21 protein-coding genes are annotated in these 22,133 nt (G+C 68.1%); 15 read left to right on the top strand and 6 right to left on the bottom strand.

Going from position 1 to position 22,133, the window contains the following annotated elements; all coding sequences use genetic code 11:
* The 15 genes from AC1DXV_RS16275 to AC1DXV_RS16205 form a co-directional block, all read left to right on the top strand.
* Nucleotides 1-631, top strand: a 631-nt coding sequence (locus AC1DXV_RS16275; RefSeq protein ID WP_477934504.1) for a hypothetical protein, incomplete at its 5' end; no start/stop codon positions are given.
* Nucleotides 541-4,458, top strand: a complete 3,918-nt coding sequence (locus AC1DXV_RS16270) for an RHS repeat domain-containing protein (protein WP_477934502.1) — start codon at nucleotides 541-543, stop codon at nucleotides 4,456-4,458. The genes AC1DXV_RS16275 and AC1DXV_RS16270, both read left to right, overlap by 91 nt.
* On the top strand, nucleotides 4,448-4,795 hold the full coding sequence (locus AC1DXV_RS16265; protein ID WP_477866944.1) for a hypothetical protein: 348 nt from the start codon (nucleotides 4,448-4,450) through the stop codon (nucleotides 4,793-4,795). The genes AC1DXV_RS16270 and AC1DXV_RS16265 overlap by 11 nt, the downstream gene beginning before the upstream one ends.
* Before the next feature lie 69 nt (nucleotides 4,796-4,864).
* Nucleotides 4,865-6,091, top strand: coding sequence for a multidrug effflux MFS transporter (locus AC1DXV_RS16260; RefSeq protein WP_477934500.1), 1,227 nt, complete (start codon nucleotides 4,865-4,867; stop codon nucleotides 6,089-6,091).
* 58 nt (nucleotides 6,092-6,149) lie between these two features.
* On the top strand, nucleotides 6,150-7,256 hold the full coding sequence (locus AC1DXV_RS16255; RefSeq protein WP_477873789.1) for a carbonic anhydrase: 1,107 nt from the start codon (nucleotides 6,150-6,152) through the stop codon (nucleotides 7,254-7,256).
* A gap of 104 nt (nucleotides 7,257-7,360) precedes the next feature.
* Nucleotides 7,361-7,696 carry a hypothetical protein gene (locus AC1DXV_RS16250; RefSeq protein WP_477934498.1) on the top strand — a complete coding sequence of 112 codons (336 nt, stop codon included), beginning with the start codon at nucleotides 7,361-7,363 and terminating at the stop codon, nucleotides 7,694-7,696.
* Between the two features lie 281 nt (nucleotides 7,697-7,977).
* The gene (locus AC1DXV_RS16245) at nucleotides 7,978-9,126 is read left to right on the top strand and encodes a BMP family ABC transporter substrate-binding protein (protein ID WP_477934496.1); all 1,149 of its coding nucleotides are present in this window, start codon (nucleotides 7,978-7,980) and stop codon (nucleotides 9,124-9,126) included.
* Nucleotide 9,127: 1 nt separating this feature from the next.
* Nucleotides 9,128-10,222: an ABC transporter permease gene (locus AC1DXV_RS16240; protein WP_477934494.1), complete on the top strand. Its 1,095-nt coding sequence runs from the start codon at nucleotides 9,128-9,130 to the stop codon at nucleotides 10,220-10,222.
* Entirely contained in the window at nucleotides 10,219-11,142 is a 924-nt protein-coding gene (locus AC1DXV_RS16235; protein ID WP_477873279.1) for an ABC transporter permease, read from the top strand. Before AC1DXV_RS16240 ends, AC1DXV_RS16235 begins: the two co-directional genes overlap by 4 nt.
* A complete protein-coding gene (gene biuH, locus AC1DXV_RS16230; RefSeq protein ID WP_477934492.1) occupies nucleotides 11,142-11,876 on the top strand; it encodes a biuret amidohydrolase in 735 nt (244 codons plus the stop codon). The genes AC1DXV_RS16235 and biuH overlap by 1 nt, the downstream gene beginning before the upstream one ends.
* 40 nt (nucleotides 11,877-11,916) lie before the next feature.
* Entirely contained in the window at nucleotides 11,917-12,888 is a 972-nt protein-coding gene (locus AC1DXV_RS16225; RefSeq protein WP_477871255.1) for an ABC transporter substrate-binding protein, read from the top strand.
* 10 nt (nucleotides 12,889-12,898) lie between these two features.
* Nucleotides 12,899-13,669 (top strand): ABC transporter permease, encoded by a 771-nt coding sequence (locus tag AC1DXV_RS16220; RefSeq protein WP_477934490.1) that lies wholly within the window; start codon nucleotides 12,899-12,901, stop codon nucleotides 13,667-13,669.
* Nucleotides 13,666-14,439: an ABC transporter ATP-binding protein gene (locus tag AC1DXV_RS16215; protein WP_477871259.1), complete on the top strand. Its 774-nt coding sequence runs from the start codon at nucleotides 13,666-13,668 to the stop codon at nucleotides 14,437-14,439. The genes AC1DXV_RS16220 and AC1DXV_RS16215 overlap by 4 nt, the downstream gene beginning before the upstream one ends.
* Nucleotides 14,436-16,013: an ABC transporter ATP-binding protein gene (locus AC1DXV_RS16210; RefSeq protein WP_477934488.1), complete on the top strand. Its 1,578-nt coding sequence runs from the start codon at nucleotides 14,436-14,438 to the stop codon at nucleotides 16,011-16,013. Before AC1DXV_RS16215 ends, AC1DXV_RS16210 begins: the two co-directional genes overlap by 4 nt.
* Nucleotides 16,013-16,741, top strand: coding sequence for a cysteine hydrolase family protein (locus tag AC1DXV_RS16205; RefSeq protein ID WP_477934486.1), 729 nt, complete (start codon nucleotides 16,013-16,015; stop codon nucleotides 16,739-16,741). Before AC1DXV_RS16210 ends, AC1DXV_RS16205 begins: the two co-directional genes overlap by 1 nt.
* Nucleotides 16,742-17,110: 369 nt before the next feature.
* Here AC1DXV_RS16205 and AC1DXV_RS16200 read toward each other — a convergent pair whose 3' ends face one another.
* From AC1DXV_RS16200 to AC1DXV_RS16175, 6 genes are all read right to left on the bottom strand, one after another.
* A complete protein-coding gene (locus AC1DXV_RS16200) occupies nucleotides 17,111-18,511 on the bottom strand; it encodes a serine/threonine-protein kinase (RefSeq protein WP_477934484.1) in 1,401 nt (466 codons plus the stop codon).
* Nucleotides 18,512-18,527: 16 nt separating this feature from the next.
* Nucleotides 18,528-19,397, bottom strand: coding sequence for a Tll0287-like domain-containing protein (locus AC1DXV_RS16195; RefSeq protein WP_477872660.1), 870 nt, complete (start codon nucleotides 19,395-19,397; stop codon nucleotides 18,528-18,530).
* A gap of 65 nt (nucleotides 19,398-19,462) precedes the next feature.
* Complete coding sequence (locus tag AC1DXV_RS16190) at nucleotides 19,463-20,329, bottom strand: FecR family protein (protein ID WP_477872662.1); 867 nt, start codon at nucleotides 20,327-20,329, stop codon at nucleotides 19,463-19,465.
* Nucleotides 20,330-20,503: 174 nt separating this feature from the next.
* Nucleotides 20,504-21,217, bottom strand: coding sequence for a GntR family transcriptional regulator (locus AC1DXV_RS16185; protein WP_477873875.1), 714 nt, complete (start codon nucleotides 21,215-21,217; stop codon nucleotides 20,504-20,506).
* Nucleotides 21,214-21,588: an oxalurate catabolism protein HpxZ gene (hpxZ, locus tag AC1DXV_RS16180; protein ID WP_465111003.1), complete on the bottom strand. Its 375-nt coding sequence runs from the start codon at nucleotides 21,586-21,588 to the stop codon at nucleotides 21,214-21,216. Before hpxZ ends, AC1DXV_RS16185 begins: the two co-directional genes overlap by 4 nt.
* Before the next feature lie 13 nt (nucleotides 21,589-21,601).
* Nucleotides 21,602-22,133: amidase family protein (locus tag AC1DXV_RS16175; RefSeq protein ID WP_477934482.1), on the bottom strand; the 532-nt coding region annotated here is incomplete at its 5' end.

The raw sequence follows: 22,133 nt of genomic DNA, 5'->3' as shown, positions 1-22,133 counted from the left end.
GGTCTCGGGCACGTTGACAGGCTCGGTTGCGACGCTTGTCGGCGGCAACCTGAGCTATGGCACGGTGAACCAGAACTCGGCGGTGCCGCAGAACGTGATCGCGTGGCGCAACGACGGCAACGTGCCGATGGCGCTGTCGGGCTTGTCTGGCTTGCCTGGCGTGTTGAGTGTGGTGGGCAACAGCTGTACCAATGTGGCGCCTGGCCTGGCGTGCACCATGGCGGTTCAGCTGGCCACCGGCAGCTTGACGAGCTTCAGCCAGACGGTGAGCACGGTAGGGGCGACTGTGAATGCGTCGACCACGGCCAGCGGCACGGTGCAGACCATTCCCGGCGCGCTGTTCAACCTGAGCACGGCAGCGACTTCGACGACCACGTACACGACGATCACGCTGACGGTGGCCAACCCGTACAACGCGGCGCAGACGATCACGGCGGTGACTCAGAGCGATGCGGGATCGGCCGGCACGAGCACCTGCACCGTGGGCGGCAGCGTGGCCGCGTCACCAGGGAGTTGCACCTTCCAGTGGATCTACGACCGATGCACCGCGCGCACGGTGAACTTCAGCGTGAAGAACGCGTTCGGCACCCAGACGACGAGCAAGGCCATCGTGAAGGGGACCTGCCTGTGAAGACCATGCAAATGAACGCGCAAAAGATTGCGCCGATGCACATGAAGCGGCTGGCCCGGTTGGTGGTGTTCGCGGGCGCCGCTTGGGTGCAAGCGATGGCGCATGCGCAAGTCCAGCCACCGATTGATCCCTTCCATTACACGAAGACGGTGAGCACCACCTACCGCGCCGACGGCCTGGTGGAGACCGAGAAGGTCGAGCCCGACGACCCGAAGCTGTGCGTGCTGACAACCTACGGCTACGACCCGGCGGGCAACCGCATCAGCACGCGGCAGGAGAACTGCCCGGGTGCGAGTGGCGAAGCGCTCTTCACGGCGCGCACGAGCACGACGACCTTTGCCACGCAGACGGTGATGGTCGCCGGCCAGAGCATCAAGGTGCCCGCGGGCAGCCTGCCGAGCGAGCGCAAGAACGCGCTGCTGCACGGTGAGGCGCAGACGGTAGATCCCCGCTTCGGCACGGTGCTGAGCAAGACCGGCCCGAACGGGCTGACCACGCGCTGGGAATACGACGATCTGGGCCGCGCGACGCGCGAGATCCGCGCCGACGGCACACGGTCGATCACGGCGCACTGCTACATCGCGGGTCGGGTCGACAGCGCAACGAACAGCCCGACGTGCCCGAGCCCCGGCGCGGCGGAGATCCCGACCGATGCGGTGAAGTTCGTGCACGCGGAGCCGCGCGATGCGAGCGGCACGGAGGGCGTCAAGAACGGCCCTTTCACCCGCAAGTACCTGGACCGCGTGGGCCGAGTGCTTCGGCAAGTCACCGAAGCCTTCGACGGCGCCACGCAACCCGGCGGCACGAACCGCCTGATCGCGACCGACACCGAGTACGGCGACCTGGGGCAGGTGATGCTGCAGACGCAGCCGTATTTCCTGGACAGCGGCTCGTCGACCAGCGGCGGCAGCGCCGACGTGGGGCTCTCGCGCTCGGAATACGACGCGCTGGGCCGCGTGGTCCGCACCTACACGGCCGACCCCCAGGGCAACCAGCCGAGCGTGGGCTTCAGCAACCGGGGCAGCCGCCGGGCGCGGTTGTCGGCCGTGGTCTACGGCGCGCTGCAGACGACCACCATCGACGACCAGGGGCACACCCGACTCGAAGAACGCAACGTGGAGGGCCGCCCGATCCGCATCACCGATGCGCAGGGCGCGCAACTCGTCCATCAGCACGACGCCTTCGGCAACCTCGTCACGACGAAGGACGCGCTGCAGAACACCGTGCAGATCGCGTACGACATCCGGGGTCGCAAGCTCAAGCTGACCGACCCGGACGCCGGGATGCTCGAGTACCACTATGACGCCTTGGGCCAGGCGGTGTGGCAGCAGAACCCGCTGCAGAAGCAGCGCGGCAGCCAGACGACGATGGCCTACGACGTGCTCGGGCGCATCCAACAACGCATCGAGCCGGAGTACCAGAGCACCTGGACGTACGACAGCTGCGCGACGGGCATCGGCAAGCTGTGCGCGACGACTGCCAACACGAACCTCAGCCGGCAGTGGGTGTACGACAGCCTGGGGYGGCTGGTCAGCAACCGCACGACCGTGGCGAACGGGCCGAGTTTTGCGAGCGCGCTGAGCTATGACGCGAACGGCCGGCAGGCGACGCAGACGTGGCCGACCGGGCTGACGGTGAACTACGGCTACACGCAGAAGGGGTTTCTCGGCAGTGTGTCGCTGGCGACGGCGGTGACGGTGAACCCGCTACCGAGCACCCCGGGCGGCACACCGGGCGCGAGCGCTACGCTGCCGGCCGGCACGGTGCTGTGGCAGGGGCTGGCTTACAACGCGTGGGACGGCCTGGAGCAACAGAAGTACAGCAACGCGGTGGTGAGCAGGTCCGGCTACGAAGCATCGACGGGTCGCGCCAGCAGCTTGACGACGGGCAAGGGCAACTCCACCGACGTGCTGAACCATGGCTACGTGTGGGACAGCCTGGGCCGGTTGACGAATCGCAACGATGCGAACGGAGATGGTGCGACCGGCGCAGTGACGGAGAACTTCGAGCACGACGCGCTCGGCCGTCTGCAGCGCTACACGGTGGCTGCTCCCGCGATCAGCGGCCTCGTGCGAACGGTGAGCCTGCAATACAACGCGCTGGGCAGCATCCTCTACAAGAGCGATGTGGGGGTGTATGGCTACGGCGCGCAGGGCGCCAACGCGGTACGGCCTCATGCGGTGCAGAGCATCGAAGGCGCGGCCGCCAACACCTACGGCTTCGACGCGAATGGGAACATCGCCAGCGCAAGCTCAGGCAAGTACCGCGGGATCACGTACACGGGCTTCAACCTGCCGGACAGCCAAGCCGGCGTGCAAGGACCTGCAGGCGGCCCGAGCTACGTGTGGAGCTACGACGAGGACCACGCCCGCATCCGCGAGGTGCGGACGATCCCGAGTGGCGCCAACGCAGGCACGCGAACGACGTGGTACCTGCATCCGGACAACACCGGCGGACTGGCCTTCGAGAGCGAGGTCAATGCGCCCACGAGCCCGAGTGCAGCCAACCCCGCGGTCACGAGCAACCGTCACTACCTGAGCGCCGGCGACCAGAGTCTCGGGGTGCTGGTCACAACTGGCGCGCTGCCGGCCCTGGGCGCCACGCAAACAGCACCGACAACGCAATCCAGCCTGACCGTGGTGAAGCTGGAGTATTGGCACAAGGATCACCTGGGCAGCATCGCGGCGACGACGGACCACAACGGCGATGTGACGGCGCGCGATGCATACGACCCGTTCGGCAAGCGGCGCTTCGCCAATGGCAACTACGACGCCGCCGGCACGCTGGTGATCGACTGGAGCCCCGCCGTCAACAGCGGCACCGATCGCGGCTTCACCGGCCACGAGCAGCTCGACGACATCGGGCTCACGCACATGAACGGGCGCATGTACGACGCATCGATCGGGCGGTTCCTGTCGGTGGACAGAGCGGTGACGCAGCCCTATGAACTGCAGAGCTACAACCGCTACAGCTATGTGGAGAACCGGCCGCTGAACGGTACGGATCCGAGCGGATGGAATCCGCTGACGCAGGACAAGACGAGTTGGCCGAGGCCTTTGCCGGACCCCGAGCAGCATCCGTCGCAGCCGCAGCCGCAGCCGCAGCCGAAGCCGAAGCCGAAGCCACAGGAATTGGAGGAAGTGAAAATCACTGGCAGTGGAGCTGTGAATCCCGGCTGCACAGGTGCGTGCTTGACCCTTCTCCGGGCGGAGATGGACAAATACAACAAACGAATGCTCCCGGGCGGCTATGTGCGGTCACTGATGGGCGGCTCGCTGGTCATGCAGGCGCCCAAAGCCCAGGTTGTACGCATCCCAGGTGTTGGGCCGACGATCTACGCGATCTTCGCGGGAACAACGCTGGTGCTCGTCCAACAAGCGACTGAGATTCCTGGAAGCAATACGATGGCCGGGCCGTATGCGTTCATGCAGCAGGCGGCAGGCGGGTTGTCGACTGACGCAAATAGCGCAACTGAGGCACAGCCAGTTGCGCAAGCAAGGACGGATTCTCAAGGCCGCCGTCTGTACGGGCCGTATTTCCGCCATGAGCAGACTCGCGCAGAAGCCGATGCAATAGTTCTCTCTGGGGAGCTGTGGGGAGGATCACCATACAACTATGGTGCTACTCCGGCTGTAATGGCGTATACGCAACCCATGCTCGGCAGCTCGGGGCAACCAGCTCTGAATATGGTGATGTTCTGGACACCTGTGAAGCCGCAAACGGAGAGTATAGTTGGCGCGGCTTGGTACCTTGGGCTAACGCCGGGCGTATTCGAGGCGCCCAATGGGAAGGCCGCGATTCCTGTAATGGCAACGCATGGACCATGATATGACTCACGAAATATTAACGTGGCTTTCTCCTGTCGAAGAACTTCCACTTCGCCCCTACAGGGAGGTGGCCTTTTTCAGGGGTGATATACGCGAGCTTTTGCGGCTCTGTGGGCGACCGACCCCAGAAATCCGTCGTAATGATTTAGGTGAATACTTCGTGGCGTGTCTTTTTATTGGTGATGTGCCCATGCAGTTGGTAGGTTTGGTGCCGTTCGCTGAGCAGGAGTTTGCGGTGGTTGCTGATCCTGCAGAATCGCAAAAGGCGAGAACTGGTGTGATCAATCTTCTTTCAAAGATTGGTTACGCTGTTGATGAATATATACCCGACTCTTGATGCAGTTCGGCGCGTCAGAATTCGTCGGACCTGAGTGCCCCAGTCGGCCCGCTATACTCGACGCTCCGCATGAATCCCGACGCACAACAACTCTGGCGCGCACCGCGCTGGGCGCTGGCCGCGCTGCTTGCGTGCCTCGGCATGCTCGGTCCCTTCTCGATCGACACCTACCTGCCGGCCTTCACCGGCATCGCGCAGTCGATCGGCGCGACACCGGTCGAGATGCAGCAGACGCTGTCGGCCTACCTGTTCGGCTTTGCGGTGATGAACCTGTTCCACGGTGCGCTGTCCGACAGCCTCGGGCGCCGCCCGGTCGTGCTGTGGGGCATCGCGGTGTTCACGCTCGCGTCGGCCGGCTGCGCGCTGTCGCAGCACATCGGCGCGCTGGTGTTCTTCCGCGCGCTGCAGGGCATGTCGGCCGGGGCCGGCATCGTCGTCTCGCGGGCGGTGATCCGCGACATGTTTCCGCCGGCCGATGCGCAGCGCGTGATGTCGCAGGTCACCATCTACTTCGGCATCGCACCGGCCATCGCGCCGATGGTCGGCGGCTTCCTGTTCGTGCACGTCGGCTGGCATGCGATCTTCTGGTTCCTCACCGCCATCGGCGTCGCGCTGTGGATCGGCAACTGGCGGCTGCTGCCCGAGACGCTGCATGCCTCGCAGAAGCAGCCGTTCAACGTGCGACACCTGATGCGCGGCTACTGGCAGCTCGGCTCGAACCCGCGCTTCCTGATGCTGGCGCTGGCCAGCGGCATCCCGTTCAACGGCATGTTCCTGTACGTGCTGTCGGCGCCGGTCTTCCTCGGCGACCACCTGCAGCTGCAGCCCGGCCAGTTCTTCTGGTTCTTCCTGATCACCATCAGCGGGATCATGGGCGGCGCCTGGTTCTCGGGGCGGCTGGCCGGCAGGATCAAGCCGCACCACCAGATCCGCCATGGCTTCGTGATCATGCTGGTGGTGTCGGTCGTCAACCTCGCGCTGAACCTGCTGTTCGTGCCGCAGGCCTGGTGGGCGCTGCTGCCGATCGGCATCTTCGCATTCGGTTGGGCGCTGATGGTGCCGGTGGTCACGCTGATGACGCTCGACCTGGTGCCGGAGCGGCGCGGCATGGCCTCGTCGTTCCAGGCCTGCATCGGCAGCCTGGCCAACGGGCTGGTGGCCGGCGTGATCGCGCCGCTGGTGATGCATTCCACGCTCTGGCTCGCGATCGCGTCGCTGCTGATGATGAGCATCGGCGTCTTCGCCTGGATCTGGGTCAAGCCGCGGGTGGTCATCAAGCTCAAGCCGGCCGCCTGACGGTCGATATCGCGAGAGGCGCCCCGAGTTCCGGGGGCATGCCGGGAGCGTTTCCATCATGTCCACCATCCTGTCCGTCCGCGTCGCTGCGGCCTTGCTCGGCCTGAGCCTGGCCGCCGTGGCGGCGCAGGCCTCCGACGTCCATGCGCCGGACCCGCGCAACTCGCCGGTCAAGCCGATGAAGAATGCCGACTCCGACAAGCCGGCTGCCGCCAAGGCGGCCAAGGCACGCGGCTTCGAAGACCCGATGGACCGCCTGCGCCAGCGCCTGGCCGAGAAGCTCGGTGCGCAGCCGGCCGAGGCCAACCCCGATGTCGTGCGCGTGGCCAACCGGCCGGGTGCGGCGTCGACCACGCCGGCGCGATCGGCGGTGCCGACCTCCGGTGGTGGCGGCAGCGCGGCTGCGCTGGAGGCCACGCAGGGGCCGGCCGAACCGCGTGCGATCGCCGCAGGGCGCCCGTCGCGCTCGGTCGTCGCCGCGCACGGTGCGTCGCCGCACTGGGATTACAGCGGCGAGGGCGCGCCGGAGAACTGGAGCAAGCTGAAGCCCGAGTTCAGCGCCTGCTCGAGCGGCAAGCGCCAGAGCCCGATCGACATCCGCGACGGCATCTCGGTGCAGCTCGATCCGGTGCAGTTCGACTACAAGCCCAGCGGCTTCAAGGTGCTGGACAACGGCCACACGGTGCAGGTCAACGTGGCGCCCGGCAACTCGATCGAGGTGATGGGCCGGCGCTTCGAGCTCGTGCAGTTCCACTTCCACCGCCCGTCGGAGGAGCGCATCAACGGCCGGCAGTTCGACATGGTCGCGCACCTGGTGCACAAGGATCTCGAAGGCAAGCTCGCGGTGGTGGCGGTGCTGCTGGACCGCGGCAGCGTGCAGCCGATCGTGCAGACGGTGTGGAACAACCTGCCGCTGGAGAAGGGCGACGAGGTCGCCGCCCGCGCGACGCTCGACCTGAACGCGCTGCTGCCGTCCGAGCGCGGCTATTACACCTATATGGGTTCGCTGACGACCCCGCCGTGCAGCGAAGGCGTGCTGTGGATGGTGATGAAGCAGCCGGTGGGGGTCTCGTCGGAGCAGATCGGGATCTTCTCGCGGCTGTACCCGATGAACGCGCGGCCGATCCAGTCGGCGAGCGGGCGCTTGATCAAAGGTTCCAACTGATCGGCAGGGACATGCGTGCCATTGTCTGTGGGAGATCAGGGGATAGGGTCTCGCCCCAGACTCTGGCCTCCGGTAAGTGCATGACGCTCCTGCTCCACCCTGCAATGCCCTACGCCATCGAACTCAAGGCCCTGGTTCCCAGCCAGTTGGCCAAGGCCGAGCGAGAGAATCGTCCGGTTGCTGTGGCGGTCAGGGTGCTGGGGCAGATTCGCATCTTTGGGGATCGCCTGTTTGATCGCCTGCAGGTTCTGCGTGCAGGGCTGCTCGACTTGCAAACGATGGTGCGTCAAGGCCACTGTGCCTTGACGCTGGACGCAGTGAAGGTGCTGCTTCGAACATCAGCTGAGCTGATGGAGCACGATGCCGACCGTGCGCCACGCGACGAAGGCTGGACTGCCAGCACACCAGAGGAAGTCCGCAAGCTGTTCGCCCGACTCTGATCATCGGCCACCCCCTGAGAGGCGATCCGTCGCCCCCTGGTCTCTTTTGGTGCCACACTGCCCGCGCTTGGCGCTCCGGCCTTGGCGCCGCGCCCCCGTTTGGGACTCCCGCGACGCACTCCTCCAGCGTCTTTCCCCGCTCTGCCCCGCGCAGCCCGGCTGGCACGTCCGTTGCATGTATACAAGAAGGTGTTCTAAACAGCGGCGATCGGGATCGTGCACTGGCGAACGGGCATGACTCCTGCGAACCCACTTACGCGGCGACGCACAGGAGCGCAGAGATGACGCAACAGACGACGCAAGAGAAGTTCCCGGCCGGCTTCCATCGGCGGGATGTCCTGAAGGGTGCCGGCGCGGCGCTCGCCTTGGGTGGCCTGGGTGGCTTCGGCAGCCTCGCGCACGCGCAGGCCCCGATCACCGTCGGCTTCATCTACGTCGGGCCGAAGGACGACTTCGGCTACAACCAGGCGCATGCCGAGGCGGTGGCCGAGATCAAGAAGCTGCCCGGCATCAAGGCGGTGGAAGAAGAGAACGTCCCCGAGACCACGGCCGTGCAGAAAACGATGCAGGGCATGATCTCGCAGGACGGCACGACGCTGCTGTTCCCCACCTCGTTCGGCTACTTCGATCCGCACATGCTGGCGGTCGCGGGCAAGAACCCGAGCGTGCGCTTCGCCCACTGCGGCGGCATGTGGACCGAGGGCAAGCACCCGAAGAACACCGGCAGCTTCTTCGGCTACATCGACGAGTGCCAGTACCTGAACGGCGTCGTCGCCGGGCACATGTCGAAGAGCAAGAAGCTCGGCTTCATCGCCGCCAAGCCGATCCCGCAGGTGCTGCGCAACATCAACGCATTCACGATGGGCGCGCGCTCGGTCGATCCGTCGATCACGACCACGGTGATCTTCACCGGCGACTGGTCGATGCCGGTCAAGGAGGCCGAGGCCACCAACAGCCTCGCCGACCAGGGCATCGACGTGTTCACGATGCACGTCGACGGGCCGAAGGTGATCGTCGAGACCGCCGCCAAGCGCGGCAAGTTCGTCTGCGGCTACCACGCGAGCCAGGCCAAGCTCGCGCCGGCCGCGTACCTGACCGGTGCCGAATGGAACTGGATCACCGCGTACAAGACCATCATCGATGCGGCGCGCACCGGCAAGCCGCACCCGAACTTCGTGCGCGGCGGGCTGAAGGAAGGCTTCGTGAAGCCGTCGCCGTACGGCGCGATGGTGTCGGCGCCGGCGAAGAAGGCCGCCGACGACGTGAAGGCCGCGATGCTGAAGGGCAGCTTCGACATCTTCAAGGGCCCGCTGAAGGACAACGCCGGCAAGACGATCATCGAGGCGGGCAAGGTCTTCAAGCAGACCGATCCGGCGCTCGAAGGCATGAACTACCTCGTCGAAGGCGTCGTCGGCAAGACCGGCGCATGAGATGAACGCACGCCACGCCGACACGCTCGAAGCCGTCGCGCTGCCGCTGCTCGCGATGGCCGGCGCGCTGCTGCTGTTCGGCGRCTTCGTGTGGCTCGGCGGCAAGAGCCCGGTCGACGCGTGGACGCTGCTGTTCAAGGGCGCGTTCGGCGACTGGTTCTCGTGGCAGAACTCRCTGCAGCGCGCGGCACCGCTGATGCTCACGGCGCTGTGCGTCGCGATCCCCGCACGGGCCGGGCTGGTCGTGATCGGCGGCGAAGGCGCGCTGGTGCTGGGCGGCCTCGCGTGCGCGACCTTGCCCTACCTGATCACGCCGCCGGCCAACGCGTTCGGCAGCGCGCTGCTGCTGGTCGCCGCAGCCGCGGCGGGTGCGGCGTGGATCGCGCTGGTCGGCCTGCTGCGCCAGCGGCGCGGCGTCAACGAGACGATCAGCAGCCTGCTGCTCGCCTACATCGCCATTGCCCTTTTCAAACATCTTGTCGAAGGCCCGCTGCGCGATCCCGCCAGCCTGAACAAGCCGTCGACCCGGCCGATCGCCGATGCGCTGCTGATCGGCGGCATCGGCGGCAGCGACATCCACTGGGGCCTGGTCTTCGGCATCGTCGCCTGCATCGCGCTCGGCCTGTGGATCTTCCAGACACCGTCGGGTTTCGCGACGCGCGTGGTCGGCGGCAACGCACGCGCTGCGCTGCTGGTCGGCCTGCCGAGTGCACGGCTGATCGTGATCGCCTGCGCGATCGGCGGTGCCTGCGCCGGCCTGGCCGGCGGCATCGAGGTGCTGGCGGTGCACACCAGCGCCAACGCCGCGCTGATCGCGGGCCTCGGCTACACCGGCATCCTGGTGTCCTTCGTCGCCCGCCACAACCCGTGGCTGGTGATGCCGGTCGCGGTGCTGTTCGGCGGCTTCGGCGCGGCCGGCAGCCTGCTGCAGCGGCGCATGGACCTGCCCGATGCCTCGGTGCTGGTGCTGCAGGGCTTCGCGTTCCTGTTGATCCTCGCGAGCGAGGCGCTGCGCGGCAGGCTGTTCGTCGAGCGGGCGAAGCCGGCCGCGGCGCCGCCAGTCGTGGCACCGGCCTCCGCGCAGGTGAGCACATGACCAGCGCCGAGCTGTTCGTCAACGTGCTGATCGCCGTGCTCGGCGGCGCGATCCGCGTCGGCACGCCGTTCCTGATGGTGAGCCTCGGCGAATGCGTCACCGAGAAGGCCGGCCGCATCAACCTCGGGCTCGAGGGCGTGCTGGTGTTCTCGGCGATGAGCGGCTTCGGCGGCGCGTACCTCAGCGGATCGGCCTGGGTCGGCGTGCTGGTCGGCGGGCTGTCGGGCGCCGCGCTCGCGCTGCTGCACGGCCTGGTGTGCTCGCTGCCGCGCGTCAACGACATCGCCGCCGGCATCGCGCTGATGCTGCTCGGCAGCGGGCTCGCGTTCTACCTCGGCAAGCCGCTGATCCAGCCGCAGGCGCCGCAGATTCCCGCGCTGGCGCTGGGCGAATGGAGCAGCTCGGCGCAGATCCGCTCGGCCTTGCAGATCAACGCGCTGTTCCCGATCGGCGTCGCGCTCGCGGCCGTGCTCGCCTGGGGCTTCAAGGCGACGCGCTTCGGGCTGGTGCTGCGCATGGCCGGCGATTCGAGCGACGCGGCGCGCTCGCTCGGCTACTCGGTCCACGGCATCCGCATCGCGGCCACGGTGATCGGCGGCTTCATCGCGGGCCTGGGCGGCGCCTCGTTGTCGCTGCACTACCCGGGCAGCTGGAACGAGGGGCTGTCGAGCGGGCAGGGGCTGATCGCGGTGGCGCTGGTGATCTTCGCGCGCTGGAGCCCGTGGCGCTGCCTCGGCGCGGCGCTGCTGTTCGGCGGCGCCGGTGCGCTCGGGCCGGCGCTGCAATCGGTGGGCATCAGCAGCGGCTACCACCTGTTCAACGCGGTGCCCTACGTGCTGACGCTCGCGATCCTGGTGTGGACCTGTTCGCCGACGCGCCGGGTCCAGGGTGCGCCGGCGGAGCTGGGGGTGTCGCTGTGATGACTCGCGCGATGGGCAACTACGTCGACGCCGATCCCTACCGCTGGCCGTTCGACGGCGACCTGCGCCCCGGCAACACCGCGCTGATCGTGATCGACATGCAGGTCGACTTCTGCGGCGTGGGCGGCTACGTCGACAAGATGGGCTACGACATCGGCCTGACGCGTGCGCCGATCGCACCGCTGCAGCGCCTGATGGCCGCGATGCGCGAGGCCGGCTGCCTGCTGATCCACACCCGCGAAGGGCACCGTCCCGACCTGAGCGACCTGCCGGCCAACAAGCGCTGGCGCTCGCGGCAGATCGGCACCGATGGCATCGGCATCGGCGATGTCGGGCCGTGCGGCCGCATCCTGACGATCGGCGAGCCCGGCTGGGCGATCATCCCCGAGCTCGCGCCGCATCCGGGCGAGCCGGTGATCGACAAGCCCGGCAAGGGCTCGTTCTACGCGACCGACCTCGACCTGATCCTGCGCACCCGCGGCATCCGCAACCTGGTGCTGACCGGCATCACGACCGACGTGTGCGTGCACACCACGATGCGCGACGCGAACGACCGCGGCTACGAATGCCTGATCGTCTCCGACTGCACCGCGGCCACCGACCTCGGCAACCACCTCGCGGCGCTGAAGATGGTGACGATGCAGGGCGGGGTGTTCGGCGCGGTGGCCGATTCGGCTGCATTGATCGAAGGCATTGGTAGCCCGGATGCCAATCCGGGTTCTTCTTCGGCATGACACACGATCCCGGATTGACATCCGGGCTACAGGAGTTTTCATGATCACCCGTCGTCGTACCTTGCAAACTCTTGCCGCAGCTGCCTCGCTGGGTGCCGCAACTCTCACCCGCGCCGCGGACGACAGGATCCTGATCGGCTACTGGCCGATCGCGAGCGGCCTGCCGCTGTATGCCGGGCTCGAGCTCGGCACCTTCAAGGAGGCCGGGCTCGATGTCGAGGGCGTCAAGTTCTCCAGCGCCCAGCAGGTGGCCGAGGCGATGATCTCCGGCCGCATCCACGGCTCGGCGAACGGCACAGCGTCGGCCGTGCTGGCACTCGCCGAGATCACCTCGCCGGGCCTGTTCAAGATCATCTGCAGCAACCCGTCGAACCACAAGCTGGTGCTCGACGAGTTCGTCGTCGCGAAGGACAGCCCGATCAAGTCGCTCGCCGACCTGAAGGGCAAGAAGATCGCCAGCGGCCCCGGCATCCAGAACGTCACGCTCGCGAAGATCATGCTCGAGAAGAACGGCGTCGCGAACCCGCAGGTCACCGAGCTGCCGGTCGGCCAGCACGTGCCGGCACTCGTCGGCGGGCAGATCGATGCGGTCTACACGCTGGAGCCCACCGGCACCGCGGGCCGCCTGAAGGGCCTGACGCGCGTGCTCGAGACCGGCGTGATCAGCAAGTACGTGCTCGGCGATGCCGATGCGCCGTGGTTCGGCGGCTCGGCCAGCGTGACTGCCACGCTGCTGAAGGAGCGCCCGGCCGACGCGAAGAAATACATCGCCGCGTACGCGAAGGCGGTGGAGCACGTGCGCAGGAACCCCGAGGAGTCGCGCAACCACCTCGACGGCTTCACGTCGATCGATGCCTCGCTGGTGAAGGAGGTGCCGCTGTCGGGCTTCACGCTCTACAACGAGTTCAAGCCCAGCGACATCGACGCGTTCCAGAAGTTCTTCGACGTGTTCACCGAGCGCAAGATCTTCTCGCGCGCGGTGCCGGTGAAGCCGCTGCTCTACACCGCGTGAGGAGCGGGCCATGAACGCCTCGCGACTGATGGACCGGCGGCTGCTCCCGCTGATCGGCCCGCTGCTGCTGTTCGCCCTGTGGGAGCTCGTGATCTCGGCCCGGTGGATCAAGCCGGTGCTGCTGCCGCCGCCCGGCGAGACGCTCGCCTACCTGTGGAGCACGGTCGCGAGCGGCGCGATCGGGCCCGACCTGCTGTCCACCCTGGGGCGCACGCTGGCCGCCTTCGGCATCGCGGTGTTGATCGGCGTGCCGCTGGGCGTGCTGCTCGGCAGCTCGGAGCTCGCGTACCGCAGCGTCGAGTTCGTGATCGACTTCTTCCGCTCGACGCCGAGCTCGGCGCTGATCCCGCTCTTCATGCTGATCTTCGGCATCACCGACATCAACAAGATCGCGATCGCGAGCTTCGGCGCGATGCTGATCGTGCTCTTCAACAGCGCCTACGGCGTGATGAACGCGAAGAAGACGCGGGTGATGGCGGCGCAGATCATGGGCGTGTCGCGCTGGCATGTGTTCAAGGACGTGATGCTGATGGAGAGCCTCGCGCAGACCTTCGTGGGCCTGCGCAGCGCGGTCTCGATGGYGCTGGTGATCGTCATCGTCGCCGAGATGTTCATCGGCTCGGAGACCGGGCTCGGCCACCGCATCATCGATGCGCAGCAGGTGTTCAACGTGAAGGACATGTACAGCTCCATCCTGATCACCGGCGCGCTCGGCTACCTGCTGAACCTCGCGTTCCTGCTGGTCGAGAAGAAGCTGATCCACTGGAGCGGCAAGGCATGAACGGGCCCGCCGTGAACCTGCCGCACGTGACGATCCGCGGGCTGTGCAAGTCGTTCGCCGGATCGCCGCTGTACACCGACTTCAACCTCGACCTGCCGCGCGGCGAGATCGTCTCGATCTTCGGGCCGAACGGCTGCGGCAAGTCGACGCTGATGAACATGATCGCCGGGCTGGTGCCGCTGGACGCCGGCGAGATCCTGTTCGACGGCAAGACGCTGAAGCAGACCGACATCGGCTACGTGTTCCAGAACTACCGCGACGCGCTGTTCCCGTGGATCAGCGCCCGCGACAACATCGCCTACCCGCTGCGCCGCAAGGGCATGAAGGAAGCGCAGGTGCGCGAGCGCGTCGACGAGCTCGTGAAGCTGTTCGAGATCCGCTTCGACCTGGCGCGCTACCCGTACGAGCTGTCGGGCGGGCAGATGCAGACGGTGTGCATCATGCGGGCGCTTGCGCCGCGGCCCGAGGTGATGTTCCTCGACGAGCCGTTCTCGGCGCTCGATTTCGAGATGACGCTGTTCATCCGCGAGAAACTGCAGGAGGCGCACCTCGCGACCGGCGTGACGATGGTGATCGTCTCGCACGACCTGGAAGACGCGGTGTTCCTGGCCGACCACATCCTGCTGCTGACGCGCCGGCCGACGCGCATCGCCGAGTTCGTGCCCTTCGAGATGCCGCGGCCGCGCCTGCCCGAGGCGGTGTCCGACGAGCGCTTCGTGCGCGTGAAGGCGCACACGCTCGAGGTGTTCCGGCGGGAGATGAAGGCGTGACGGCGCCGCTCGATCCGGTGCCGCGGCCGACCGGTGCGCTGGCGCTCGACACCTACCAGCTGACCAAGCGCTTCGGCGCCTTCACGGCGCTCGACGGCGTGTCGCTCGCGGTGCGGCCCGGCACCGTGCATGCGCTGCTCGGCGAGAACGGCGCCGGCAAGAGCACGCTGGTGAAGTGCGTGGTCGGCTGGCAGCGCGCCGAAGAAGGCAGCGTGCTGATCGATGGCCGCGAGCGCGACATCGCGTCGCCGGTGGTCGCGCGCGAGCTGGGCATCGGCATGGTCTACCAGCACTTCACCGTGGTGCCGGGCATGACGGTGGCCGAGAACCTGCTGCTCGCGCGCGGGCGGCTGCCGGCCGTCATCCACTGGCCGACGGTGCGCCAGGAACTGGCCGCCTTCCTCGAGACGACGCCGTTCAGGCTCGACCTCGATGCGACGCCGCAGCAGCTGTCGGCCRGGCAGAAGCAGAAGCTGGAGATCCTGAAGCAGCTGCTGCTGAAGCCGCGCCTGCTGATCCTCGACGAGCCGACCTCGGTGCTGACGCCGCAGGAGGCCGACGAGGTGCTGGGCCTGCTGCGCGACCGTGCGCATGCGGGCGATTGCAGCATCGTGCTGATCACGCACAAGTTCCGCGAGGTCACCGCGTATGCGGACGACGTGAGCGTGCTGCGGCGCGGCCGGCTGGTGGCGGCGCATCGGGTGGCCGAGACCGACCCGCGGCAGCTGGCGGCGGAGATGATCGGCGCGGCCGATGAGGGCGCCCCGGAATCGAAGCGCGAGTTCGCGCCGCCGCAGCGCACCGAGCGCGAGCGTGGGGCCGCGCGGCTGACGATCGAGGCGCTGACGGTCGATGGCGACCGCGGCCAGGCGGCAGTCAACGGCCTGAGCCTCAGCGTGCATGCCGGCGAGATCGTCGGCGTGGCGGGCGTCTCGGGCAACGGCCAGCGCGAGTTCGCCGAGGCGCTGGTCGGCCAGCGTCGGCGCGTGTCGGGCGAGGTGTGGGTCGGCCACGGCGAGCAGCGCGAGCGCTTCGCCGCGACGCGCGCGCAGAACCAGCGCCTGAAGGTGCGCAGCCTGCCGGAGGAGCCGCTGCGCAACGCCTGCGTCGGCGACCTGAGCGTCTCGGACAACATCGGCCTGCGCTCCTTCGACCGCGCGCCCGCGGCACGCGGTGGCTGGCTGCGCACCTCGGTGCTGCGCGAGCGCGCACGCCGGTTGATCGCAGAGTTCGGCGTCAAGACGCGCAGCGAGCTGGCGCCGATCCGCGCGCTCAGCGGCGGCAACGTGCAGCGCGCGGTGCTGGCGCGCGAGCTGAGCGACGAGGCCGAGGTGCTGATCGTCTCGAACCCGGTGTTCGGGCTCGATTTCGCGGCGGTCGCCGAGATCCACCAGCGGCTGATGGACGTGCGCAACCGCGGCGGCGCGGTGCTGCTGATCAGCGAGGACCTGGACGAGCTGCTCGCGCTGTCGGACCGCATCGCGGTGATGAGCGAGGGGCGCATCGTGCACGAGGCCGATGCGCGCGTCGCCGACCGCCACGTGCTTGGCCATCACATGGGGGGAAGCCACTGATGATCCAGGTCGATGCCCTGCCGGGCCCGTTCGAGTTCGAGCCGGCGCACACCGCGCTGCTGATGATCGACATGCAGCGCGATTTCATCGAGCCGGGCGGCTTCGGCGCGGCGCTCGGCAACGACGTGTCGCTGCTCGCGCCGGTGGTGCCGGCCGCGGCCGAGCTGGTGGCGCTGTGCCGCGCGATGGGCGTGCTGGTGGTGCACACGCAGGAATGCCACCGGCCCGACCTGTCGGACTGCCCGCCGGCCAAGCGGCTGCGCGGCAAGCCGAGCCTGCGCATCGGCGACCCGGGGCCGATGGGGCGCATCCTGATCGAAGGCGAACCGGGCGCCGGCTTCGTGCCCGAGCTGATGCCCCAACCCGGCGACGTGGTGATCGCGAAGCCGGGCAAGGGCGCGTTCTACGGCACGCGGCTGGCCGAGCTGCTCCAGGACCAGCAGATCACGCGGCTGATCTTCGGCGGCGTGACGACCGAGGTCTGCGTGCAGACGACGATGCGCGAGGCCAACGACCGCGGCTACGAATGCCTGCTGGTCGAGGAAGCGACCGGCTCGTACTTCCCGCAGTTCAAGGCGGCGACGCTCGCGATGATCCGCGCGCAGGGCGGCATCGTCGGGTGGACGGCGTCGTTGGGGGCTGTGAGGGCTGGGCTGGGTTTCGCCCGGTCGGGCGAGTCACTTTCATTTGTCTTGCCAAATGAAAGTAACCAAAGCAAAGGCGCCTGAAAACCATACGGTTCGTTCAGCCTCGCTGCGGACAACACTGCCACTTCGGCTGCACATCACCGTTCATTGGGATTGTTGTTCTCCCGCTCCACCCGACTCGCTCGCTTCGCATCGCATCGTCTTGCGCCGGCCGCCGCCGCAGTGTCATTTGGGCGATGCGTAGCGAGCTGGGTGGAGAAGAACGGCCAACAATCCCAATGAACGGTGATGTGCAGCCGAAGTGGCAGTGTTGTCCGCAGCGGGGCAGAACGAACCGTATGGTGTTGTATTGAAGCCCTTTGCTTTGGTTACTTTCATTTGGGCTCAAATGAAAGTGACTCGCCCGACCGGGCGAAACCCGCCAGAGCCTCCGGTGCGCGCGCCGCGCGCCTACGCCCCGCGCCGCAGCGCCTCGATCAACTTCTCGCGTTCCTTCCCTGCCGCCGCGTTCTCCGCCAGCAGCGCGAGGAACTGCTCCTGCGATTGCGCCTTCGCCTGCGCCTTCTTCACCAGCACGCCGGCGATCGGCCCGAGGTGGGCCGTCAGCACCTTGCGCGACTGCGTGACCATCTCGTCGGTCAGCGCATGGTGGCCGGTCGGCAGCGACGGGTTCACCGGGTGCGCCGACGCCTGCGTGCCGGTCGCGCCCAGCTTGGCGGTGAAGCGCGCGCGGTCGGCATCGCTGCCCAGGTGCTCGCACACCTTCGCCGCAAGGCTCGGCAGGTCGGTGCTGAAGCGCGCCGCATTGCGCACCAGCACCTTCGCGACCGGCCCGACGAACGAGGCCAGCGCCAGCTCGACGCGGGCGAGYGTCTGCGGATCCCAGCCGGTCGGCGCCGCGGTCGTGCGGACCGATCCGGCCGACCCGGCCGACAGCACCGCCGTCGGCGCATGCGGATCGGCCGAGGGCGGCGCCGGCCGCGGCGGCGCCATGATCACCGTCGTCTCCGATTCGTCCTCGGTCGACGGCAGCACGCGCCGGGCGAGCGCCTGGCGGAACAGTGCCGCGGTCGCGAAGCGATCCTGCGGCTTCTTCGCCATCGCGCGCGCGACGATGCCGTCGTAGAAATCGGGCCGCGGCGCGATGTCGATGCGGCTCGGCGGCGTCGGCGTGTCGTTCATCACCTTGTACATCACCGCCTCGGGCGAGCCGCGGAACGGCGACTGGCCGACCAGCATGCCGTACAGCAGCACGCCGGCCGCGAACACGTCGACCCGGTGGTCCACGTTCTCGCCGACGTACTGCTCCGGCGCCATGTAGCCGGGCGTGCCGATCGTCGAGGTCATCAGCGTCAGCACCTGCGATTCGATGCGCGCGATGCCGAAGTCGGTCACCTTCAGCTGGCCGGCATTCGTCACCATCAGGTTGGCCGGCTTGATGTCGCGGTGCCACACGCCGTGGCGGTGTGCGCAATCGAGCGCGTCGAGCAGCTGGTCCATCAGCTTCAGGATGTCGACCTCGGGCAGGCGTGGCGTGGCCGCGAGGATCTTCGACAGCGTGCGGCCCTCGACGTACTCCATCGCGATGAACGCGGTGTCGTCGTCTTCGCCGTACTCGTAGATCGGCACGATGTTCGGGTGCGACATGCGCCCGACCGCCTGCGCCTCGTTGCGAAAGCGCTCGGCGGTCGACGACCCCGACAGGTCTTCGCCGACCAGGTGCTTGCGGATCGTCTTGATCGCCACCGGCCGCTGGATGATCGGATCGAACGCCTTGTACACCACACCCATGGCACCTTCGCCGATCACGCCGGTGATCGGGTACTTGCCGAGTTGCTCAGGGTGTTTCATGGCCGCGCGAGGTATTTCACTCCAGGAGCTTCAAGGCGTGCACGAGGCTCTTGCGCATGCGCGCGAAGGATTCGGCCAGAACGCCGATTTCGTCACGCGATTTCGTGTTGAACTCCGGCGCGTCGAGCTCGCCCAGGCTGACCCGGTCGGACAGCGTCGACAGCCGGCTCACCGGCCGGATCACGAGCTGCCACAGCATCAGGTTCAACGCCAGCACGATCAGCAGGAACACGCCGGCCAGCAGCGCCAGCACGACGCGGAAGGCGCGGTCCGCGCGCTCCAGCGGCACCGACATCGGCACCGAGACGATCTGCGCGCCCAGCACCTCGGTCATGGTCCAGCCGAAGCCGTTGGCCGGGCCGTACTTGTCGACCATCGGCTTGGGCGCCGCCTCGACCGTGCTGTGGCAGCGCAGGCACACCGGGTTCGACAGCTTGATCGGCCGGGCGATGTAGGTGACCGGGCCCGACGGCGTCACGCGCTGGCCGACGAACTCGGTGCGCTCGGGGCTCTGGCGGAACTGCTGGATCACGTCTGCCTCCCAGTCCTGCGCGCGGTCGCGCGGGTTGGTCGGGTTCAGCATCGCCGGCTTGTAGGCGTACTCCGGGTGGTCCTTGCGCAGCGTGTTCAGCACCTCGGTCGACGAGTAGGCCGGCACCGACTGCGGCAGGAAGGTGTACTTCATCTGCGTCTCCAGCAGCGGCGCGATCTGCGTCGCGGTGTAGGAGCTCACGGCCAGCGCGTTCTCCATCAGCAGCCGCGCGCGGTCCAGCACTTCGTCGTGGGCGTTCTGCTGCAGCAGCGCGCGGGCGATGTAGCCCGCGGCCCCCAGGCCGAGCGCGAACACGATCAGGAACACCAGGTTGAATTTGAGCAGCAGCTTCATGGGGCCTCTTGGGGGTGGTGCCGGGACTTACGTGAGGGATGACGAAACGGACGCACAGGTCGGCGTCATGGTCGGGATTCGACCTTCCTGGGCAGGTACTTTTCCGGGAACAGCGTGCGGTCCCACTCCGGGTGGGCGCGCAGCGTGCCGACCAGGCCGCGCCGGAAATCCGCGTTGCGGGCCTCGCCCTTCCAGCGCAGCACGAAGCCCGCCCGCAGGCCGGCCTCGGCATCGATCCAGGCCGCCACGTCGTCGTAGGCGATGCCCGACAGCCGCGTCGGATCGACCTCGCGCGTCTTGAAACGCTCGAGCCGCGACGGCAGCGTGTCGAGGAAATCCTTGGGCACGCGCTGGATGAAGGCCGCGGTGGGGCGCGGCGCGACGCTCGCGCGGGCCGCGCCGGCGCGGGTCAGGAACTGCTCGCCCTTCAGCGTGACGTTGCCGAGCGGCCGGCCGTCGAGCAACTCGGTGAGCGCGACCTCGCCGGCCTCGGCGAACACGTTGGCGTCCTGCGGCTGCACCAGCACGACGGCGCGCTGCGCGATCGCGCTCGCATCGAACAGCGGCGTGTTGAAGACGGGGCTCGCGAGCGATGCCGGCGCCGTCACCTTGACCCAGCCCTGCAGCAGGTAGAAGCGGCCCGGGGCGCGGCTGGCGAGTTTCGGCGCGATCTGCAGCCGGGTGGCGGGGCCGAGGTCGGCGATCAGGCCGTCGGGGAACTCGATGCGCAGCAAGCGGCCCTGGGTGCCGGTCTCGACGATGTCCTCGCGCAGCAGGCGCACGCCTTCGGCCGGCGCGTAGCGCGCGGCCTCACGGACCAGCACGGCTTCGCCGTCGACGATGGTCAGCGTCGCGAGCGGGGCGGCCGGCGGCGCGGCGCTCGCGAACAGCGGGACAGTGAGCAGCAAGCTCCACAACGATCTCAGCCACATGGGCGCACCTTCGCTTCGTGGGCGTGGGTTTTGGGGCCGACAAGCATAACGGCACCGGATGACGGCCCCTTCGGCACGCTCAGGGCAGGGCTTCGACAGGCTCAGCCCGAACGGGAAAATCCGTTCGCCCTGAGCTTGTCGAAGGGCCGGGCTGAGCCTGCCGAAGCCTTCGTCTCACAATTCCCCGGCCACCGGCCGCGCGCTGTGCAGCTTGTGCAGCGTGATCTTGCGCACCTCCGCCTTGCTCGCCTCGATGTGGGTGCGCAGCATCAGCTTGGCCGCGTCCGCCCGCCGCGCCAGGATCGCCTTCAGGATCTTCGCGTGCTCGTCGTAGGTGGCGCTGATGCGCGGCGGTTGCGTGAAATCGAGGCGGCGCACGATGCGGATGCCGTCGGTCACGTCGGCATGCACGCGCGCCATCTCCAGGTTGCCGGCGGCCGACACCAGCGTCGCATGGAAGGCCTCGTCGAGCGCGGCGACCTCGGCGGTGTCGGACTTGCGCTCCTTCTCGGGCACCAGCCAGATCGCCTTCAGCAAGCCCAGGTCGGGCATCGGCTCGGCCGCGCACAGCCGGTCGACCGCGGTGGCCTCGAGCACCACGCGCAGGTCGTACAGCTCCTCCAGCTTGCGGAAATCGAACGGCGACACGCTCCAGCCGCTGCGGAACGCCACCTGCACATAGCCTTCGAGCTCGAGCCGGAACAGCGCCTCGCGCACCGGCGTGCGCGACATCTCCAGCCGCTCGGCCATGTCGCTCTCGGTGAAGCCGTCGCCGGGCAGCAGCACGAAATCGAAGATGGCCGCCTTGATGCGCCGGTAGGCGGCCTCGGCGCGGGTCAGGTCGCGGGGGTTGGCGCGCGGGTTGTTCTTCGTGGCCAGCGGTTTCATCCGAGCAAGCTTACATGGGCCGACACGACCCGCCAGCCGGCGGGGGTGCGCATCCAGGTCTGCGTCTGCCGGCCGGGCCGCGTGCCGCCCTCGCGCTGGAACTCGATGTGCGTGGTCGCGAAATCCTCGCCGTAGGTCGTGAGCTGCGTGCGCAGCACGCTGCGCGCCAGGCCGGTGGCGGGCCGGGCCGAGCGGAAGGCACGGATCGCCTCGATGCCGTACAGGTTCTCGCCGACGCCGTAGCGCAGCGTGTGCGGGCTGTCCCAGAACAGCTCGTCGAGCACCGCCACATCGTTGCCGACCAGCGCGCGCTCATAGCGCTCGAACGCCGCGGTGAGCGCGGCCAGCACGTCGGGGCGGTTGATCTCCATCGAGGTCCGGTCCTCAGATGCCGGCCACCGGCGACGCGGCGGCGCCGCTCGCTTCCAGCGCGCGCGCCACGCGCAGCGCCAGGTCCTCGCGCCAGGGTGCCGCGATCACCTGCACGCCGATCGGCAGCTTCTGCATCCCGTGCGGCCACAGCGGCGCGGCCACCACCGGGCAGCCGGCGAACGACACAGGCTGCGTCAGCAGGCCCATCGACGGGCGGGTCGGCATCGCGACGCCGTTCAGGTCGAAGGTCTCGTCACCGAGCGGCGTGGCCTGCACCGGGGTCGCGGGCGCGAGCAGCACGTCCCAGTCGGCGAACAGCGCGTTGATGCGGTCGCGGTACAGCCGGCGAAAGCGCTGCGCCCGCACGTACCACTCGGCCGGCTGCAGCGCGCCGGCGATGAAGCGGTCGACCGACAGCGGCTCGTACTCGGCGGCGCGTTCGCGCAGCGTCGGCAGGTGCAGCGCGCCGCCCTCGGCCGCGCTGGTGACGAAGGCGGCGGCGCGGGCGAGCGCGGCATCGGGCCACTGCACGCCCACTGCACGC

The sequence above is a fragment of the Rhizobacter sp. P3_C12 genome (genome assembly GCF_056402735.1).
Note: the sequence above shows the minus strand (reverse complement) of the source record. Positions and strands in the feature narration are given on the sequence as shown.